Raw genomic sequence first — 20,067 nt, 5'->3', positions numbered from 1 at the left:
TTTTTTGGTAAATATACTATTTCTCTATTTTGGACAGAAATAAATTTTTGTTGAAGGTTTGAAATAAATTTTTTATAAAAAACCCCGCTGTATTGTAATACTTTTTGACTTCTGTTGAACAATTATTAAAAAATAATGATTATTTAACAATAAAACAACCATCATAAGTTAAGATTTATATATTTGCAAAACTTGAAAACAACACACTAATTATTCTTTAAAAAAATTATGAAAAAGAACTATTTACTACTAGTTTTAATCATTTTTGTTTCATGTTCCGTATTTGGCCAGTCACAGGAAGAAATTAAAAAAATCACAGCTGATTATGACATGGCAAAGCTTAAAGAAAGAGAAGCTTATTACAGAAAAAAAGCCAACGTTGAAAAACAGAAAGCAATAGCCACAGCAGTAGCCAAAGGATGGCCTGTCTATGTTGAAAAAGAGGATGGCTCTATCCTAGAGATAATGAAGCTAACACCTGATGGTTTTCCTATATATTATTCAACTCACAACGTAAATGCCGCCCTTGCTACCCGTGCCAGTTTTCTGAATAGTACCGGTTCTATGGGATTAAACCTTAATGGACAAGGAATGACCGTAAGGGTTTGGGACGGTGGAAATGTAAGAGCCTCTCACACAGCCTTTGGCGGAAGAGTAACTGTCGCTGACAATTCCAGTACCGGAACCGCTAATCATGCCACCCACGTGGCGGGAACTATGGTGGCAAGCGCCAATCCGGCTGCCGTTAAAGGAATGGCGCCTGAAGCATTTGCCCGAACTTTTGATTGGAATGAAGATTTAGGAGAAGCCATTTCAGAAGCACAAATGGGAATGTTGATTTCGAATCACTCCTATGGAACTCCAATAACAAGCGGTACCAGCACATTGCCTTCTTGGTATATTGGTTCTTACACCTATGGCGCTTATGAATGGGATGAAGCAGCATACAACGCTCCCTATTATTTGGCGGTAATGTCTGCCGGTAACGATGGCGGTAATAACAATAATGAGGATCCCATAGCTTTAGGATATGATAAACTGGTAGGAGATAAAACCGCAAAAAACAATTTGGTTGTAGCCAACTCTTTAGATGTTTCTGTTGGAACTGACGGAACTGTAACCGGTAATATCTCAATCAATGGATCCAGTAGTCAAGGTCCTTCAGACGACCTACGTATAAAACCGGATATCACCGGAAACGGAACGAATTTAACCTCAACCAGTAATTCCAGTAATACCGGTACAGCTACTATGTCAGGAACTTCAATGGCCTCTCCCAACGTAGCCGGAACTTTAATTTTATTACAACAGCACTATCGAAATTTGACTACGAATTTTATGCGTGCCGCTACCCTAAAAGGTTTGGCTTGTCATACAGCAGATGATGCAGGATTGGTTGGCCCTGATGCTAAATTTGGTTGGGGATTGTTAAATGCCAAAAAAGCAGCTGAAACCCTAACCAATAACGGCTTAACTTCTTGGGTATCGGAAGAAAACATCAACAACAATCAAAGTTATACTATGACTGTTAATTCAAATGGTTCAACTCCTTTGATAGCCTCAATTACGTGGACTGATTTGCCCGGAGCAGTCAATTCCGGTGCCAATGGCCCAAATGATCCAACTCCTGCTTTAGTCAATGATTTAGATATTAGAATTACCCGTAACGGGAATACTTACTACCCATGGAGATTAACGACAAATCCCGCAAATCCCGCTATCCGTTCCGGGGATAACAATGTGGATAATGTAGAGCTAATCAAAATAGATGCCCCAACTGCAGGTGAGTATACCATTACGGTAACCCACAAAGGCACATTGGTCACAGGCGGTCAAAAATTCTCTCTGGTGGTTACCGGTATTAATTCTGCTTTTTCTTTAAACCCTAGTTCTGCAGATGTTACGGTTTGTTCAACACAAAATGCCACTTATACTTTTAACTACGCTCAATCGGGTGCAGGAACAACCACTTTTTCTGCTTTAGGATTACCAACTGGTGCTAATGCTACTTTCTCTCCAAGTTCATTAAGTGCTAACGGGATTGTTACCATGACCATCACAGGATTGTCTAACGTATCACCCGGAGAATACTTTATTGGAGTTCTTGGCTCAAATGGTACTGAGACCGAAGCCCGATATAAAACGCTTCGTGTTTACAGCGGTACTTTTCAGCCTATTGCTGTACAATCACCAACCAATGGACAAGAGGGTTTATCTACCACTGTAACTTTTAATTGGGCTGCTCAGGCTAATGCGTTAACTTATCATGTTCAAGTTTCCCGATTTAGCGACTTTTCCAGCTTAATAACCGAAGACTACGTAAGCACCAACTCTTATACCATTTCTGGATTGAATGAGGCAACACGCTATTATTGGAGAGTAATTCCAATGAACAATTGTGGAACAGTGGCTATTACTGCTGCGCCTGTTAATAATTTTGCAACCGGTAACTTGATTTGTGACGCCAACTTTCCGGCGTCAAATTACAGTAATGCTGTTATTGCCAGTGTGGCCAACTCCGAAGCATCTGTTCCGGTAACCATAACCGGTGGCTATTCTATTGGTGATATTAATGTTAATGTGTTTATTTCTCACACTTGGGTACAAGATATGACGATTACTTTGGAAGGTCCGGCTGCTATTGGAAGCCCGATTATCATTCTTCAAGAAGAAGCTTGTGCCGGTGAAGACAACATCAATTGTATTTATGATGATGCCGGAGGCTTTCCAAGTTGTGTAGGTAATCCTGCGATAAGCGGGAACATAGCTCCGTTGAATAGTTTAAGCGTATTGAATAACTTGCCGGCGGACGGCGTTTGGACATTACGCGTAATTGACCCTTATAATGAAGACGGTGGTGCTATCAATAATTTTAGTATTGACATCTGCCGGGTAGTTCCTGCTTTGTTGACTATAGCAGACAACCCGTTACAAAGCAGCAGTGTGTATCCCAACCCAACGCAGGGTATTGTAAACGTTGCCATTCCTTCTTTAAGTGAAAAAACAACCATTACTTTGTATGACCTACAAGGAAGAGCCATTATGACCAAAGAAACCAATCAAGTGCTAACTTCTTTTGGGATAGAAAATCTTCAAGACGGTGTATACCTTGTGAATATCGCTAACGAACAAGATTCTGTTACTAAGAAAATAGTTTTGAAAAGAAACTAATCAGATAAAGAATAACAAAAAAAAGAGGTCGTCATGACCTCTTTTTTTATACGTGTAATATTTCATCCTCAATGAGTAAATCTTCTCTGCGCAATCGGAGAAAGATTTGAGCCACGGCAATAACATCTTTTTCACAATAAGTTACGATTCGGTCAATGTCTTTTTCAACGTAAAAAACATGGGCGACTTGGCTGCCGTCGATATCGCCTTTTGGAGAAGGAATACCGAGAATTTTAGTCAATAATTTTAAAGAAGTGAAATGCTTATAATCACCAAATTTCCACAATTCTAAAGTATCTAGATGTGGTATTTCCCAAGGCTTTTTGCCAAACAAATTCAGCTTGGACGGAATGGCAATTTGATTGATAATCATTCTGCGGGCGATAAACGGAAAATCAAATTCCTTGGCATTATGCCCGCATAAAAGATGTTGGGCTCCATTGAAATGAGTATCTAACAAGTTAGAAAAGTCCTTTAGAATCTTTTTCTCTTCGCCAAAAAAGGAAGTCACTCTGAAGTTTCTAATGTCATTTTTATTGGCAAAATAGCCCACCGATATACAAACAATTTTACCAAACTCTGCCCAAATACCGGCGCGTTCATAAAAATCTTCTGGTGTGTATTCATCACGCCTTTGGTACTGCGTTTTTTGCTCCCAAAGCAATTTCATTTCGGCATCCAAAGCATTGAAATTGTCTTCTTCGGGTACGGTTTCTATATCGAGAAAGAGTATGTTATTGAATGGGATTTTTTCAATCATAAGAATAAAATTAAGAATTAACCGACTTAAAATTAGTGATTTATTTTAAATATGAAAGAAAAGTAGTTAAAAAAGTGATTGCTGTGCGGTAGGGCTTTCGTGTTCCAACAGCCATTTTTTTCTCCAAAGTCCGCCCGCATAACCGGTTAAAGAACCATCTGTTCCGATCACGCGATGACACGGAACGACAATCCATAATGGGTTTTTACCATTAGCGGAAGCTACGGCGCGAATGGCTTTGACATCGCCTAACTTTTTGGATAAGTCGAGATACGACATGGTTTTCCCAAAGGGAATATTGAGTAATTCTTGCCACACTCTTTGTTGGAATTCGGTGCCGTTAGGATTTATTTTGAAATTAAAATCATTACGATTTCCTTGAAAATAATCTTGAAGCTGTTGAACTGCTTCTCGCAAAACCGCGGGAATAGTTGCTGAAACTTCGTTTTCTTCTACAATGGAAATAACGGCAATACCATTATCATCGCCAACAATTTTGGCGACGCCGAGAGGTGTTTTGATGAATGCGGTTTCCATGAGATAAAGATAACAAATGTTCTCGATACATCCCGATTAAAATCGGGACACTCGAACTGACGAACTACTTATTTTGAAAAGCTGTAGATATACTCTTCCAAAGCTTTTAGTTCTTCGTCGCTCATTAGTTTTGTTATGGCGAAGTTGGTTTTCATGGTTTCGTATTGACTCGGATCAACGATGGGTTCGCTTTCTTCTTTCAGAAAACTAACGATGCTGCCTTTCTTTTCTTTGTAGATTTTGGCAATTTCGGTGATACTTGGTCCGATAACTTTTTGGTCGGGTAAATGGCATGCAGTGCACGTTCCTTTACCTTCAAATAATTCCTGACCGGAAATGGCTACTGCTGTTTGATCCGTTTTGGGTTGACCGTAATGGTCTTCGGTTTCTTTTTTACAAGAGACGAAGGTTATGATAAAAGTGAGTAATATAATTTTTCTCATAGTGTACAAAAATTCAATACAAATCCTAATTAGCCCCGATGGGAGCAACTACCGTGTAGTGCGGACAGCGGGAAATGGGACAACCGATAAATCCCGAACCTTTCGCTCTAAAAATTTTACCACAGATTCGCAGATTAAAAATTTTAAATAATTAAAAAATCAGCGAATCGGCGGTCTATTTATTTAACAAAATCGCGGCTTCTTTGGCAAAATAAGTCGAAATCAAACTGGCACCGGCACGCTTGATACACATCAATTGTTCCATCATGATTTTGTCGTGATCGAGCCAACCTCTTTCGGAAGCCGCTTTGATCATGGCATATTCGCCTGAAACATGGAAAACCGTTACGGGAACATTCACAGCATTCTTGACTTCGCGAACGATATCTAAATACGCAATTCCGGGTTTGACCATGACCATATCGGCGCCTTCTTCAACGTCCATTAAGGCTTCTTTGATGGCTTCGAGGCGGTTGGCGTAATCCATTTGGTAAGTCTTTTTGTCTTTGGGAACGACTACATCTGCTTCTCTTGGTGCACTGTCCAAGGCATCGCGAAACGGACCATAAAAGGCCGAAGCATATTTGGCAGAATAACTCATAATACCTACATTTTGAAAACCGGCTGCATCTAAACCTTGACGTAATCTTAAAACACGTCCATCCATCATATCACTTGGTGCTACAAAATCGGCTCCGGCTTGCGCATGAGAAACCGCCATTTTTACTAAAGCATCGTTGGTGGCATCGTTGGCAACATCACCGTTTTCGATGATGCCGTCGTGACCGTAAATAGAATATGGATCTAAAGCTACATCAGGCATGACAATCATTTCCGGACAAGCGGTTTTGATGGCGCGAATGGCGCGTTGCATCAATCCATTGGGATTCCAGGCTTCTTTGCCGGTGTTGTCTTTTAGGCTTTCATCTACTTTTACATAAATGTTGACGGCACGGATGCCTAAAGCGAAAAGTTCTTTTACTTCTTCTACCGTTAAATCAATGGAGCGACGGAAAATCCCCGGCATTGATGGGATTTCGAATTTATAGTTTTCTCCTTCTGCAATGAACATTGGGAACATAAAGTCGGCCGGACTTAAAGTCGTTTCGCGGACTAAGGAACGAATGCTTTCATTCACGCGTAATCTTCTGCCTCTTTGTAGTGGGAACATATTTTTAGTTTTTAGCTGTTAGCAATAAGCCTTCAGCGTTATTTAATTTTGTTATTAAATCCATTCTACCGGATTCTCTAATACGTTTATTAATTTTTCTTCTTCGCTTCCTTCCTCAGGATGATGGTCGTATACCCATTGCACATGCGGTGGTAAACTCATCAATATCGATTCAATTCTGCCGTTGGTTTTTAGACCGAATAACGTGCCTTTGTCGTGCACCAAATTGAATTCGACATAACGACCGCGACGGATTTCCTGCCAGGTTTTTTGTTCGGCTGAAAACGGCAATTCTTTTCTTCTTTCTACAATTGGTACATACGCTTCACAGAAACTATTGCCGACTTCTGTTACGAAATTGTACCAATCATCCATTTTCATGGATTCTGATTCTTTGCAATAATCGAAGAACAACCCGCCTACACCTCGTGCTTCATTTCTATGGGCATTCCAAAAATAAGCGTCGCATTGTTTTTTATACTTTGGATAAAACTCTTTATTGTGTTTGTCGCAAGCGGTTTTGCACGTTTGGTGAAAATGTTTTGCGTCTTCTTCAAACAAATAATAAGGCGTTAAATCTTGTCCTCCACCAAACCATGAATTGATAACTTTTCCGTTATCGTCATACATTTCGAAATAGCGCCAATTGGCATGAACCGTTGGCACCATTGGACTTTTGGGGTGAATTACCAAGCTCAATCCGCACGCGAAGAAATCGGCTTCGCCTACGTTGAACATTTTTTGCATCGCTTCGGGTAATTTGCCGTGAACGGCTGAAATGTTGACACCACCTTTTTCAAAAACTTGACCGTTTTCGATAACACGTGTTCTTCCACCGCCGCCTTCCGGTCGTTTCCATAGGTCTTCACGGAATTTAGCCACTCCATCAACCGCTTCTAAGGCAGAAGTGATTTGGTCTTGGAGGTTTAGTATGTATTGATAGAATTTGTCTTTCATGTGGGTTGTATTAAGTATTAAGTATCAAGTACAAAGACAAAAATCTTAATACTTAATACTTGATACTTTGTACTATGATTTATATTCTTTCACCGCTTCAATAAACGCTTTCGCATGATCGACCGGAATATTTGGTAAAATGCCATGACCTAAGTTTACGATGTAACTGTCTTTCCCGAATTCATCTATCATTTGGTGTACCATTTTCTTAATAGTCGGAATTGGTGACAGCAATCTTGAAGGGTCAAAATTTCCTTGTAAAGTGATTTTTCCGCCTGATAAATAACGAGCGTTTCTGGCAGAGCAAGTCCAGTCAACACCTAAGGCGGAAGCTTTGGATTTCGCCATATCATTTAAGGCAAACCAACACCCTTTTCCGAATACGATTACTTTGGTGTCTTCGGCTAATGCTTCAACGATTTGGTTGATGTATGGCCAAGAGAATTCATTATAATCAACAGGAGAAAGCATGCCGCCCCAAGAATCGAAAATCTGGATGGCATTACAACCGGCTTTTACTTTTTCTTTTAAATATAAAATGGTGGTATCGGTGATTTTTTGCAATAAAGTATGAGCGGCAACAGGGTTTGAAAAACAAAATCCTTTAGCGGTATCGAAACTTTTCGAGCCTTTTCCTTCTACTGCGTAACAAAAAATCGTCCATGGTGAACCGGCGAAACCAATCAATGGCACCTCATCGTTCAACATTTCTTTGGTTAGTTTGATAGCATCAAAAACGTAGCCTAACGTTTCATGTACATCCGGAACATAGACTTGATTCACTTGTTCCATCGTTCTGATTGGATTTGGAATTATGGGTCCCAAATTGTCTTTCAACTCCACGTGAATTCCCATTGCTCTGGGTACAACCAAAATATCCGAAAACAAAATTGCTGCATCGGGTTTTACAATTCTGATCGGTTGTACGGTGATTTCTGCGGCTAGTTCCGGAGTTTCGCAACGGGTGAAGAAATCGTATTTGTCGCGCAAGGCTCTGAATTCGGGTAAATATCTTCCCGCTTGACGCATCATCCAAACCGGTGGACGTTCTACAGTTTCATTGTTTAAAGCGCGAAGGAATAAATCGTTTTTAATCATATTTTAGGTTTTGGGTTAGCCTTTGCTAACTATATTTTATTAAAAAATTCTATACTTTTTATAAGGGTACTTTCAATTGTTGGCTGATTGGCTATTACAACTTTCTTGGTAATACTTCTCAAACTTTTTGCCGTCGTACCGCCGATACAAAAACAAATTTCGTCCTGAAGGACATTCATTTTCAAAAAACTTTGTACGCCTGAAGGACTAAAAAACAAAATCCCGTTAAGATTTTCATTTGCTTTATGAGGCGTTAAAACCGTTTCATAAACTTCAACTTCTTCAAAAACCACTTCAGCCAAAGTGAGTGAATCAGGCAAAATGTCTCTTCTCAAGTTTCCGCAAAAGAACGTAAAACTGCTTTTAAAATATTGGTTACAAATAATCGAAGCCAATTCCGAAGCGTAATCCGAACTTACAATGACTTCAAAGCCATTTTGTTCCAATAATGCTCTGGTTTTTTCGCCTACGCAAAAACATTTTCGGGTTTTTATTTCGGCTATCTTTTTATTTTCTAAAACGCTTTCCACTGCATTTTGACTGGTGAAAATCAGAAAATCGTTGATTCTTTTAATTTCAAAATGTTTATTCACGACATTGATAAAATCAGCTTCCTCGACAGCGAAATTCGCACTCAACAACAATTGCTTTTGGTTTTCTAAAAGCTTTTTGGTTGATAATATGCGAATCTGATTTTCCATTTTATACTTTTGGTTTAAGCTGTTTTTTGATTTCAGTCATCAATTCACTTCCTCCATTTTCCAGTATTTCTTGGGCTGAATGAAAGCCTAATTTTTTCCACTCCGAAATATCAACTGCTTTCTTGATTTCGAATTTTTGTTTTCCGTCAAGTGAAAGCAGACAACCCTGAAATTCTATCGTATCATCGTGCTGATTGTATTTGGCTAAAGCACCGATTGGCGCGGTACAACCGCCTTCCAACGTTCTTAAAAACTGTCTTTCTATATAGGTACAAATTTCGGTTTCAATGTCATTCAATTGTGAAACCGCATCAATGGTATAATTATCATTGCCCATCGCCACCACAACCATTGCGCCTTGCGCCGGTGCCGGAATCATCCAATCTAAATTGATAAAAGTTTCCGGTTTTAAATTGATTCGTTCCAAACCTGCGGCGGCAAAGACAGCTCCGCTCCAGTCGTTATCTTTCAACTTTTGCATGCGTGTATTTACATTTCCTCGTAAATCAGTAACGGTGTGATTTGGGTATTTATTCAGCCATTGTGCCTGACGGCGTAAACTTCCGGTAGCTATAGTTCCGTTCCCGTTCAGAAAATCAAGATTGCCTTTGTGAACTAAAATATCTAATACATTCGCTCTTTCCAAAACGGCTGCTTGTACAATGCCGATAGGTAATGCCGTTGGCACATCTTTCATAGAATGTACCGCAATATCCACTTCGCCATTAATCATAGCAATGTCTAAAGTTTTGGTGAAAATTCCGGTAATTCCCAGTTCGTATAAAGGTTTGTCGAGGATAATATCACCTTGAGATTTTACCGCAACAATTTCTGTTTTATAGCCTAAATCGTTGAGTTTTTTTTGAACCGTATGCGCTTGCCAAAGTGCGAGTTCGCTATCGCGAGTTCCTATTCTGATTGTTTTTTCTATCACTTTGTGTGTTGGTTTTATTTTTCTCGCAAAGTCTCAGAGACGCAAAGTTTTAAAAAAATGATTTTTCCTGATCCAACTGAAATACCTTTTCAATCCATTCGATGCCTTCGTCCATAGAATCGCCGTCTTTCAAGTGATTTACAAAATGATTGGTGATTTTTTGAATGATGCGGTTGCTGATTAGTTCGGCCTGTTCTTCATCAAAATTGGATAATTTTTTGCGTTGCACATTCAATTCGCCTTCTTTGATAGAATTTAATTTTTCTTTTAACGCTTGAATCGTCGGAGCAAACTTTCTGTTTTTGGCCCAAGCCATAAACTCTTCTTTGATTTCTTCAATAATCGCTTCGGCTGCCGGAATGTGTAGTTTTCTGTTTTCCAGCGTTTCGTCTGTAATTTGAGAAAGATGGTCTAGGTGAATCAATGTCACACCGTCAATTTCCTGAACGTTTTCGTGAACATTTTTCGGGATGGATAAATCCAAAATCAACAATGGTTTTTTCAGATTCAATATCGTTTTATCAATCGTAGGGTTTTGAGCGCCTGTAGCGACAATCACTACGTCTGCTTTTTGCAGTTCTAATTGTAAATCGGCATAATCCTTAACCACTAAATCTAATTTTTGAGCCAATCTTTCGGCTTTGTCTTTGGTACGATTGATTAAAGTAATTTGCTCGTGTTTGGTATGCTTGACCAAGTTTTCGCAGGTATTGCGGCCAATTTTTCCTGTTCCGAAAAGTAGGATATTTTTATTGGCAATATCTTCTACGTTTCTGATAATATATTGTACTGAGGCAAAAGAAACCGAAGTGGCTCCGGTAGAAATATCGGTATCGGTTTTGATTTTTTTACTGGCTTGAATTACAGAATTCACCAGTCTTTCCAAGAAAGCATTGACCAAACCATTTGATTTACTTTCTACAAAAGCAGATTTAATTTGGCTGATAATTTCGAAATCACCTAAGATTTGGCTATCCAAACCGGTTCCAACGCGGAACATGTGATTGATTGCTTCTTGGTTTTTATAGATGTAGGCCACTTCCTGAAATTCGGGAACTGAACCTTGGCTGTTTTCACAAAGTAATTTGATTAACTCGTAAGGATGATTGGCAAAACCGTATATTTCAGTTCGGTTACAAGTAGATGTAACGATTAAGGCTTCGATTCCTTCGGCTTCGGCTTGCATCAACAAAGTTGATTTGGCTTTGGCATCCAAACTGAACTTTCCTCTGATTTCAGCATCTGCTTTTTTATAACTTAATCCAACGGCGTAAAAAGAGGTATGTTTCGACATATTAAAATTTTCCATAGACTACTTTCCTTAAAAAGTTCAACAAAAATATTACTAACCATTTTATAAAAATAACGCTGTAGGGACTTTTTGTGTCGCTGTGAGATATTTTGATTGCTAAATATCTTTTTAGCGTTATTTATCATAAATTTGCAATGAAATCAAGTCTTGACAACTTCTTTATGTAGATTCATTCTAAATAAGAATTTCACTTGCTTTCGAAATCATATACGAAAAAATGTCGCTATGGGTTCTCAAGAAATAATAACAATTGAAAATGATTTTACTTTAATTCGTTTTCAAAACGACGGAAATGACAATTTTCATGTGAAAAGGCACATCAGTCAAGGGCTTATCCAATTTCACTTTGGCATCAAAGGCAAAGCAAAATTTGTCTTCAATCAGGGAAATTATGCTTTAGACTTGAAAGAAGAAAAATCATTGTTGTTCTATAATCCGCAAAAAGAACTGCCATTGGATTTAGAATTGGCTCCTAATTCTTGGGTCATTTCGGTCATCATTTCCATCCAAAAGTTCCATTCTTTGTTTACCAATCAATCCGACCATATTCCGTTCTTGAGTCCGGAGAACAACGACAAAAAATATTATAAAGAAGAGAATATCAGTCCGTCAATGGCGATTGTTTTGAGTCAGATGTTTCATTATTCGCTAAATCCGTCTATCAAAAACCTGTATTACAAAGGAAAGGGTTACGAATTACTGAGTTTGTATTTCAACCGAAATGAAGACCCGAATGCTGAGCAATGTCCATTCCTGATTGACGAAGACAATGTAATGAAAATCAAAAAAGCCAAAGAAATCATGATAGCCAACATGGCCGAACCTCCTGGATTGGAAGAACTTTCGGAACAAGTGGGTTTGAGTTTGAAAAAACTAAAAATGGGTTTCAAGCAAATTTACGGCGATACCGTTTATGGCTTCCTATTCGATTACAAAATGGATTACGCGCGACAGTTGTTGGATTCCGGTTCGTACAATGTAAATGAAGTTGGTTTAAAAATAGGCTACAGCACCGGAAGTCATTTTATTGCCGCCTTCAAAAAGAAATTTGCCACCACGCCCAAAAAATATTTAATGAGTTTGAATGCCAATACCTAAAAGCTATTGATTTCGTATATCAAACCATTAACAAAAAATAAATTTAAAACTAAGCCAAAAAAGAAGTTTCATTACTTTTAACCAAATTAAAATTGCCAAAATGAAAGGAGTATTATTAGTCAATCTCGGTTCGCCCGAAAGTCCAACTGCCAAAGACGTAAAGCCGTATTTAGATGAATTTTTAATGGACAAATACGTTATCGACGTCCCATTTTTATTGAGAGCACTTTTAGTGCGCGGAATTATTTTACAAACCCGACCTAAAAAATCGGCTGAAGCTTACAGCCAAATCTGGACCGATGAAGGTTCACCACTGATTGTTTTCTCCAAAAAAATGCACCAAAAAGTCGAAAAACTCGTTGATGTTCCGGTGGCTTTAGCGATGCGTTACGGTACAATGACCATGCAAAAAGGCTTACAGGAATTAAAAGACAAAGGCGTGACCGAAGTCATGTTGTTGGCTTTGTATCCACAATATGCGATGGCTTCAACCACTACAATTTGGGCTTTAGCCGATGAATTGCAGCAAAAACATTTTCCGGAAATGAGCATCACGAAAGTGCCGGCTTTTTACAACAAACCGGACTTTATCAAAACTTTGGCCCATTCCATTAAGAAACATTTGGAAGGATTTGAATACGATCACTTATTGTTTTCGTATCACGGAATTCCGAAACGTCACATTCGCAAAACCGATGTGACCAAATCTCATTGTACTATTGACAATAAATGTTGTGTAACAGCTTCGCCGGCACATGAATTTTGTTATCGCCACCAATGTTATGAAACGACCAGACAGGTGGTTGAACTATTAGGCATTCCGGAAGGCAAATACAGTCAAACCTTCCAATCGCGTTTGGCCGGAGACAAATGGTTAACGCCTTACACCGATGTTGAAATCAATAAAATGCCCGCTAAAGGCATTAAAAAATTAGCCGTAGTTACACCGGCGTTCGTTTCAGATTGCTTGGAAACTTTGGAAGAAATTGCCATGCGCGCCAATGAAGAATTTAAAGAAAACGGTGGTGAAGAATTCTTTGCCGTGCCTTGTTTAAACGATGAAGACGAATGGTGTCAAGTGGTGGCGAATTGGGTTAAGGATTGGAGTAAATAAAATCGAGAAATTACCGCAGATTCGCAGATTAAAATATAATTTGAGAATCTGAGGTTTATATATTAAGTAAATGGAACTCTACAATTACATAAAATCTTTGCACCTCATCTTTGTCATCACTTGGTTTGCGGGTTTGTTTTATATTGTTCGCTTGTTTGTATACCAAATTGAAGCCAACGACAAGCCTTCGCCGGAGAAAGAGATTTTGCTAAAGCAATACAAAATCATGACTTATCGCTTGTGGTACATCATCACTTGGCCGAGTGCGGTTTTGGCAACGATATTTGCGTTGTGGTTGTTGCATTTAATGCCGGAATGGTTGCAAATGCCTTGGATGCAAGTGAAATTGGGTTTCGTGGTTTTATTGTTTGCCTATCATTTCAAATGCCATCAAATATATAATCAGTTGCAAAACGACGAATTTAAGTACAGCTCCAACTTTATGCGATTGTGGAATGAAGGCGCTACGATTATCTTGTTTGCCGTAGTTTTTTTAGTAATTTTAAAGAACGCTTTCAACTGGATTTTCGGTGTGATCGGTATCGTTTTATTTTCGGTGTTAATCATGCTGGGCTTTAAATTTTATAAAAGGATTCGGGCCAAAAACAAAAGCTGAATACTGCCAACTGAACACAGAACACTATGCTAAACGGCTTCAAAATGTCAATGCTTTCCCTTCGCACCAGGATTTTCCTGTCGATGATTATATTGATATTGATTGCCTCTATTTTGATGGCTTCCATTTCGATTATTCAGTTTAAGAATGAAGCCAAAGATTACCATCAAGAACGTTTAGACCGAAAAGAATTTGCTATCAAAGAACATATTAATTATGTGCTTTCCACCACGACTTATCCGCTGACACCCGACAATTTAAAATTGATTTTTAAAGACAAAATTCACGAGCTTTCGGATATTCACAATTTGGAAATCAATATTTATTCACTCGAAGGAAAATTGGTCAAATCTTCGAAATCTTCTTTTTCAGTAGACAAAGTTGCGCCGCCGATTCCGAATTATATCCTGAAATTGGTTCAGTCTTCTGTCGATAAAAGATATGTAGACATTAAAAACATAGACGGCGTAAAAAACCGTTCTTCTTACAGCCAGATTAAAGACGACAAATTCAAACCACTCGGTATTTTGAATATTCCTTATGTGGAAGACGATGGTTTTTACGAAACCGAATTGCGGGAATTCCTGTTGCGATTGAGTCAGGTGTATTCCTTTATGTTGGTTATTGCTTTTGCTTTGGCGTATTTCTTAGCGAGTTATATTACCAAATCGCTGAAAACCATTTCGGATAAAATCAACGAAACCAGTCTGAACCAAAAGAACGAGAAAATCGTCATTGAAGCCAACAGCAAAGAAATCAATTCCTTGATTAATGCCTATAATCAAATGGTAGATAAACTGGAAGAAAGCGCGAGTAGGTTGGCCCAAAGTGAGCGTGAACAAGCTTGGCGCGAAATGGCGAAACAAGTCGCGCACGAAATCAAAAACCCGTTAACACCAATGCGTTTGACCGTGCAAAGTTTCCAACGAAAATTTGACCCGAATGATCCCGATTTGAAGCAAAAACTGAATGATTATTCCAAAACCATGATTCAGCAAATTGACACGATGAGCTCAGTGGCTTCGGCGTTTTCCAACTTTGCTTCGATGCCGGCGCAACAAAATGAGACCTTAAATGTGGTAGAAGTGGTAGAATTTTCACTCGATATTTTCAATGAAGATTTTATACGATTTGAAAGTAATTCGGAGGAGATTATTACTGTGATGGATAGAACACAACTCATCAGGATCATCACCAATTTGGTCAAAAATGCCATTCAATCCATACCGGAAGACCAAGAAGAAAAACACATTTTGGTTTCAGTAAAAGAGATTGAAGAGAATGTAATCATTTCGGTCAAAGACAACGGGATTGGCATTGCTGCTGAAAATATCGAGCATATTTTTGAACCCAAATTCACCACCAAAACCAGCGGCATGGGATTAGGATTGGGAATTATCAAAAACATTATTGAGAATTACAAAGGAACTATTACATTTGAAACCGAACCGGGAAAAGGCTCCACTTTTATGGTGTCGCTTCCTATTGTTAAATAAAAAATAACCGCAGATTCGCAGATTTTAAAATAAAATAGTTAAAAATAATTGGCGAATTTGTGTTAAGTAAATAGCACACAACAAAGAAAATATCAAAAGAATAATCAGCAAATCTGCGGTAAAATAAACATCAAACTATGAACTTCGAAAACATACTTATTGCTATTGAAAACGGCATCGGACAAATCACCATCAACCGTCCGGCAAAATTAAACGCACTTAACAAAGCGACTATTCAGGAATTACACGACGCTTTTGAAAGCTTGGAAAACAATTCCGAAGTAAGAGTCATTATTATTATCGGTGAAGGTGAAAAAGCTTTCGTTGCCGGTGCAGATATTTCTGAATTCGCCAGTTTCTCTATTGAAGAAGGTGCACAATTAGCGGCTCAAGGACAAGAATTACTGTTTGATTTTGTAGAAAAATTGAAAACACCGGTTATTGCGGCAGTGAATGGTTTTGCACTTGGTGGTGGCTTAGAATTGGCAATGGCTTGTCATTTCCGAATCGCTTCGGATAATGCTAAAATGGGATTGCCCGAAACTTCATTAGGTGTTATTCCCGGTTATGGCGGAACGCAACGTTTGCCGCAATTGGTTGGAAAAGGACGCGCTATGGAAATGATTATGACCGCCGGAATGATAGACGCTGAAACAGCCAAAGGGTATGGTTTAGTCAATCACGTAGTACCTCAAACTGAGTTGTTAGAATTTGCCAAAGGTATAGCCGGCAAAATCATGCGCAATTCTCCAAATGCTATCGGCAAAGCAATCAAAGCGATTAATGCCAATTACAAACACGATGTTGATGGCTATGATGTAGAAATCAGAAACTTTGGTAAATGTTTCGGAACCGAAGATTTTAAAGAAGGCACTACGGCGTTTTTAGAAAAGAGAAAGGCTTCATTTACCGGAAAATAATTTTAGTGTTCGGCTTTTACTGCTTACTAAAAGCTGAACACTGACCACTATTTTTCTCCTTCCCATTCGGCATAAAACTGCGAAAGGAAGTTTTCCATGTATTGGTGTCGCGCTTCGGCTATTTTTCTTCCGGTTACGGTATTCATTTTGTCTTTCAACAATAATAATTTTTCGTAGAAATGATTCAACGTTGGTGCGTCTGAATTCTTATATTCCTCTTTACTCATGTTTAATTTGGGAGCAATGGCCGGATTGTAAAGTGCGCGGTTTTTGAATCCGCCATAATTAAAACATCTGGCTATGCCAATTGCACCAATAGCGTCTAATCGGTCGGCATCCTGAACAATTTGCAATTCTTTAGAACTGAACTTCTTTTCAAAATTCCCGCCTTTGAAAGAAATGTTTTCGATGATATTGATGACGTGAACGATGGTTTCTTCTGTCGCATTTTGGCTTTCCAAAAAAGCACGTGCGATTTTCGGACCAACAGTTTCATCGCCGTTGTGGAATTTACTATCGGCAATATCATGCAATAAGGCACCGAGTTTCACCACTGTCAAATCGCAAGTTTCTTCTTGGGCAATCAATAAAGCATTCTTATAAACGCGCTCTATGTGAAACCAATCGTGACCGCCTTCAGCATTCTCGAGTTGTTGCTTTACAAAAAGGATGGTTTTATCAATTAAAGACATCTGTTTTGGGGTTAAAAAAATCCTTTCGTTGGAAAGGATTTTGATTATTTATCGGGCTAATGCGGGTTCCACCCATTTGAAAATTTTAGTTTCATCAGGCAAAACCAATCTTTCTGAAATTTTAGCCATACGATCCGGTAATTTCATCAGATAATCTCTTGCTTTTTCAGCTTCAGCCGTAAGATTTGTAATTTTATCAATCTCCCACTTTTCGGTCAATTTTCTCAAGATATCAACATAATCCGCGGCAGTATAAACGCCAATTTTTTGGGCCGAATTGGAAAATTCTTCAAAAGCGGTACTAATCTTTTCTCCCGATTCTCTTAAGAAAACCGCAGGCATGGTGATTTTTTGCTTCATCATGTATTGGAAAGCCAACATCATTTCACTTGGGTCTACTTTGAAAATTTGGTTTACAAATTCCGAATAAGCATGGTGGTGACGCATTTCATCTCCGGCGATCATTTTGCACAACTTGGACAATTTTTTGTCGCCGTATTGTTTGGCAATTTGGGAAACCCTATTGTGTGAAATATACGTGGCTAATTCCTGAAAACTGGTATAAACAAAGTTCTTATACGGATCTCTGCCGGTGCCGATGTCAAAACCATCGTTGATTAAGTGATGCGTTGTCATTTCTACTTCGCGCATGTTCACGCGACCTGATAAATATAAGTACTTATTCAATAAGTCTCCGTGACGATTTTCTTCACCGGTCCATTGACGAACCCATTTTGACCAACCGTTTCGTTCTACATTATCAACCCCTTCAACATCCATTAACCATGCTTCATAGGTTGGCAATGCTTCTTCGGTGATGGTATCTCCTACCAATACTACCCAAAAATCATAGGGCAAATCTTTGGCGATTTCTCTTAATTCTTTTACCTCATCAAAGAAATTTTCGTTTTCTGAATTCGGAAGAAAGTCGGAAGGCTGCCATATTTTTTCCACCGGAATCAAGAACTCATCTACAAACTTGTCGACGTCTTTCTCCAGAAATTGCATCACTTCCAGTCTTATATTTTTTTGAGGCATTATTTAGTTTTTTATAGATTGTACTATTACTTGCTCTGTCTTTTGCATTAATTCTTCAAATGAAAAATCTTTAACGGCCATAGGCTCGTGAACGATAAATTGTAAACGATTCCCTAAACCCATTGGAAAAGCTCCAAATTTAACCATTTTCCACGAATTATTAATGGTAATTGGCACAACATAAGCTGATGGCGCATATTTACATAAGATTTTTAACCCACTTTGGGCAAATTCTTTTGGCTTTCCGTTTTTGCTGCGAGTTCCTTCCGGAAATATTACAGCCGATCGTTTGTGTTTTTCAATGTATTCAGACAAGCCTTTGATGACAGGAATAGCTTGTTTTGGGTCTTTTCGGTCTATTAAAACCGAACCGCCGTGTCTTAAATTATAGGAAACACTCGGGATGCCTTTACCTAATTCTTTTTTGCTCACAAATTTGGCATGAAAACGACGCAAATACCAAATAATCCCGATGATGTCATATAGGCTTTGGTGATTGGATACAAAAATAACCGGTACGCCTTTCGGAATTAATTCTCGGTTTTCGAAAGTGTATGTGGTTCCTAAAATATTAGTGCATTTGGTTAAAAAAAAGTTCAGATAATCGACGCTTTTTTTGTGTGCCTGATAACCGAAAACATTGAAACAAACCCATTGAATTGGGTGAAAAATGACCAATGTCAATCCGAAACAAAGGTAGTATAGAATTGAAATCGGGTAAGAAATAAGCTTTTCCATAACTGTAAAATTGAGTGTAAAAGTAGCGAAAAATCAAAGGATGAAAAAAAAGCGGCCATAAAAAACTGTTTTAGATTTCAACAAAATGTACACTTTTAGTGTACTGCTGTAAAATCAAACTAACCTACCTTTAAAATTATATAGATTGATCTGCCAAGAGATAATACATTTTGTTCAAAACTCCTCTGATTTGTATCCTATAACAACAAAAAAAGCATTATTTTTATGCCACTAAATTTTTAAAAAATGAGTTCAGAAAAAGAAGCAAAATTAAAAGCATTACAACTTACCCTTGATAAATTAGACAAAGCCTACGGTAAAGGAACCGTCATGAAAATGGGTGATAAAGCCGTTGAAGAAGTTGAAGTTATTCCTTCCGGTTCCCTAGGATTGGATTTAGCTTTAGGCGTAAACGGATATCCGAAAGGAAGAGTCATTGAAATATACGGTCCGGAATCTTCGGGTAAAACCACTTTAACGTTACACGCGATAGCTGAAGCCCAAAAAGCCGGAGGTATTGCTGCCTTTATAGATGCAGAACACGCATTCGACAGAAATTATGCAGAAAAATTAGGCGTCGATATTGAAAATTTAATCATTTCCCAACCGGATAATGGTGAGCAAGCTTTGGAAATTGCCGAAAACTTAATCCGTTCGGGTGCTATTGATATTGTGGTTATTGACTCGGTGGCTGCTTTAACCCCTAAAAGCGAAATTGAAGGCGAAATGGGTGATTCTAAAATGGGATTACACGCCCGTTTGATGTCACAAGCTTTGAGAAAGTTAACCGGAACCATCAGCAAAACCAACTGTACGGTTTTCTTCATCAACCAGTTGAGAGAAAAAATCGGAGTAATGTTCGGAAATCCTGAAACCACTACCGGTGGAAATGCTTTGAAATTCTATGCTTCTGTACGTTTAGACATTCGTCGCTCTTCGCAAATTAAAGATGGTGAAAACGTTATTGGAAACCGAACCAAAGTAAAAGTGGTTAAAAACAAAGTAGCACCACCATTTAAAACGGCTGAATTTGATATCATGTATGGAGAAGGCGTTTCTAAAACCGGTGAAATTCTCGACTTAGCCGTTGAATTTGAAATCATAAAAAAAGCAGGTTCTTGGTTCAGTTACGGCGACACCAAACTCGGGCAAGGTCGTGATGCCGTAAAAGTCTTAATTAAAGACAATCCAGAATTGGCCGATGAATTAGAACAAAAAATCAAAGAAGTCATCAAAGAAAACAATGCTTAAAATAAAAAACGTCTCGATAA

General features: G+C 38.5%; 19 protein-coding genes. 7 read left to right on the top strand and 12 right to left on the bottom strand.

What is annotated here, in order from left to right; translation table 11 throughout:
* The first annotated feature begins 228 nt into the window (after positions 1–228).
* Positions 229–3,171 (top strand): S8 family serine peptidase, encoded by a 2,943-nt coding sequence (locus HA632_RS08620; RefSeq protein ID WP_176306783.1) that lies wholly within the window; start codon positions 229–231, stop codon positions 3,169–3,171.
* A gap of 46 nt (positions 3,172–3,217) precedes the next feature.
* Here HA632_RS08620 and HA632_RS08615 read toward each other — a convergent pair whose 3' ends face one another.
* The 9 genes from HA632_RS08615 to hemA all read right to left on the bottom strand — a co-directional run bounded on the left by HA632_RS08615 (position 3,218) and on the right by hemA (position 11,081).
* Positions 3,218–3,931, bottom strand: a complete 714-nt coding sequence (locus HA632_RS08615) for a 3'-5' exonuclease (protein WP_176306782.1) — start codon at positions 3,929–3,931, stop codon at positions 3,218–3,220.
* 66 nt (positions 3,932–3,997) lie between these two features.
* Positions 3,998–4,468, bottom strand: a complete 471-nt coding sequence (locus tag HA632_RS08610) for a methylated-DNA--[protein]-cysteine S-methyltransferase (RefSeq protein ID WP_176306781.1) — start codon at positions 4,466–4,468, stop codon at positions 3,998–4,000.
* A gap of 68 nt (positions 4,469–4,536) precedes the next feature.
* Positions 4,537–4,911 carry a c-type cytochrome gene (locus tag HA632_RS08605; RefSeq protein ID WP_176306780.1) on the bottom strand — a complete coding sequence of 125 codons (375 nt, stop codon included), beginning with the start codon at positions 4,909–4,911 and terminating at the stop codon, positions 4,537–4,539.
* Between the two features lie 175 nt (positions 4,912–5,086).
* The gene (hemB, locus tag HA632_RS08600) at positions 5,087–6,082 is read right to left on the bottom strand and encodes a porphobilinogen synthase (protein ID WP_176306779.1); all 996 of its coding nucleotides are present in this window, start codon (positions 6,080–6,082) and stop codon (positions 5,087–5,089) included.
* Positions 6,083–6,136: 54 nt separating this feature from the next.
* Complete coding sequence (gene hemF / locus HA632_RS08595; RefSeq protein WP_176306778.1) at positions 6,137–7,039, bottom strand: oxygen-dependent coproporphyrinogen oxidase; 903 nt, start codon at positions 7,037–7,039, stop codon at positions 6,137–6,139.
* A gap of 72 nt (positions 7,040–7,111) precedes the next feature.
* Complete coding sequence (hemE, locus tag HA632_RS08590) at positions 7,112–8,137, bottom strand: uroporphyrinogen decarboxylase (protein ID WP_176306777.1); 1,026 nt, start codon at positions 8,135–8,137, stop codon at positions 7,112–7,114.
* Between the two features lie 29 nt (positions 8,138–8,166).
* Positions 8,167–8,838 (bottom strand): uroporphyrinogen-III synthase, encoded by a 672-nt coding sequence (locus HA632_RS08585; RefSeq protein ID WP_176306776.1) that lies wholly within the window; start codon positions 8,836–8,838, stop codon positions 8,167–8,169.
* 1 nt (position 8,839) lies between these two features.
* Positions 8,840–9,772, bottom strand: coding sequence for a hydroxymethylbilane synthase (hemC, locus tag HA632_RS08580; RefSeq protein WP_176306775.1), 933 nt, complete (start codon positions 9,770–9,772; stop codon positions 8,840–8,842).
* 49 nt (positions 9,773–9,821) lie between these two features.
* On the bottom strand, positions 9,822–11,081 hold the full coding sequence (hemA, locus tag HA632_RS08575) for a glutamyl-tRNA reductase (RefSeq protein ID WP_176306774.1): 1,260 nt from the start codon (positions 11,079–11,081) through the stop codon (positions 9,822–9,824).
* Between the two features lie 228 nt (positions 11,082–11,309).
* On the opposite strand from hemA, the gene HA632_RS08570 reads away from it, so the two are divergent.
* From HA632_RS08570 to HA632_RS08550, 5 genes are all read left to right on the top strand, one after another.
* Entirely contained in the window at positions 11,310–12,182 is an 873-nt protein-coding gene (locus HA632_RS08570) for an AraC family transcriptional regulator (RefSeq protein WP_176306773.1), read from the top strand.
* A gap of 100 nt (positions 12,183–12,282) precedes the next feature.
* Positions 12,283–13,296, top strand: coding sequence for a ferrochelatase (hemH, locus tag HA632_RS08565; RefSeq protein WP_176306772.1), 1,014 nt, complete (start codon positions 12,283–12,285; stop codon positions 13,294–13,296).
* A 70-nt stretch (positions 13,297–13,366) separates the two neighbouring features.
* A complete protein-coding gene (locus HA632_RS08560) occupies positions 13,367–13,912 on the top strand; it encodes a CopD family protein (protein WP_176306771.1) in 546 nt (181 codons plus the stop codon).
* A gap of 83 nt (positions 13,913–13,995) precedes the next feature.
* On the top strand, positions 13,996–15,408 hold the full coding sequence (locus HA632_RS08555) for a PAS domain-containing sensor histidine kinase (RefSeq protein ID WP_176307167.1): 1,413 nt from the start codon (positions 13,996–13,998) through the stop codon (positions 15,406–15,408).
* A gap of 137 nt (positions 15,409–15,545) precedes the next feature.
* Positions 15,546–16,328, top strand: a complete 783-nt coding sequence (locus HA632_RS08550; RefSeq protein ID WP_176306770.1) for an enoyl-CoA hydratase/isomerase family protein — start codon at positions 15,546–15,548, stop codon at positions 16,326–16,328.
* A gap of 47 nt (positions 16,329–16,375) precedes the next feature.
* On the opposite strand, the gene HA632_RS08545 is transcribed toward HA632_RS08550, so the two are convergent.
* Genes HA632_RS08545 through HA632_RS08535 form a run of 3 tightly spaced genes read right to left on the bottom strand, consistent with a single transcriptional unit; the run spans position 16,376 to position 18,796 of the window.
* On the bottom strand, positions 16,376–17,020 hold the full coding sequence (locus HA632_RS08545) for an HD domain-containing protein (RefSeq protein ID WP_176306769.1): 645 nt from the start codon (positions 17,018–17,020) through the stop codon (positions 16,376–16,378).
* Positions 17,021–17,068: 48 nt separating this feature from the next.
* Complete coding sequence (locus tag HA632_RS08540; RefSeq protein WP_176306768.1) at positions 17,069–18,058, bottom strand: acyl-ACP desaturase; 990 nt, start codon at positions 18,056–18,058, stop codon at positions 17,069–17,071.
* A 3-nt stretch (positions 18,059–18,061) separates the two neighbouring features.
* A complete protein-coding gene (locus tag HA632_RS08535) occupies positions 18,062–18,796 on the bottom strand; it encodes a 1-acyl-sn-glycerol-3-phosphate acyltransferase (RefSeq protein WP_176306767.1) in 735 nt (244 codons plus the stop codon).
* 246 nt (positions 18,797–19,042) lie between these two features.
* On the opposite strand from HA632_RS08535, the gene recA reads away from it, so the two are divergent.
* The gene (gene recA, locus HA632_RS08530; protein WP_176306766.1) at positions 19,043–20,047 is read left to right on the top strand and encodes a recombinase RecA; all 1,005 of its coding nucleotides are present in this window, start codon (positions 19,043–19,045) and stop codon (positions 20,045–20,047) included.
* The last annotated feature ends 20 nt before the right edge of the window (positions 20,048–20,067 follow it).

This window comes from Flavobacterium sp. J49 (genome assembly GCF_011742145.1).
In the GTDB taxonomy this organism is placed as follows: domain Bacteria; phylum Bacteroidota; class Bacteroidia; order Flavobacteriales; family Flavobacteriaceae; genus Flavobacterium.
Note: the sequence above shows the minus strand (reverse complement) of the source record. Positions and strands in the feature narration are given on the sequence as shown.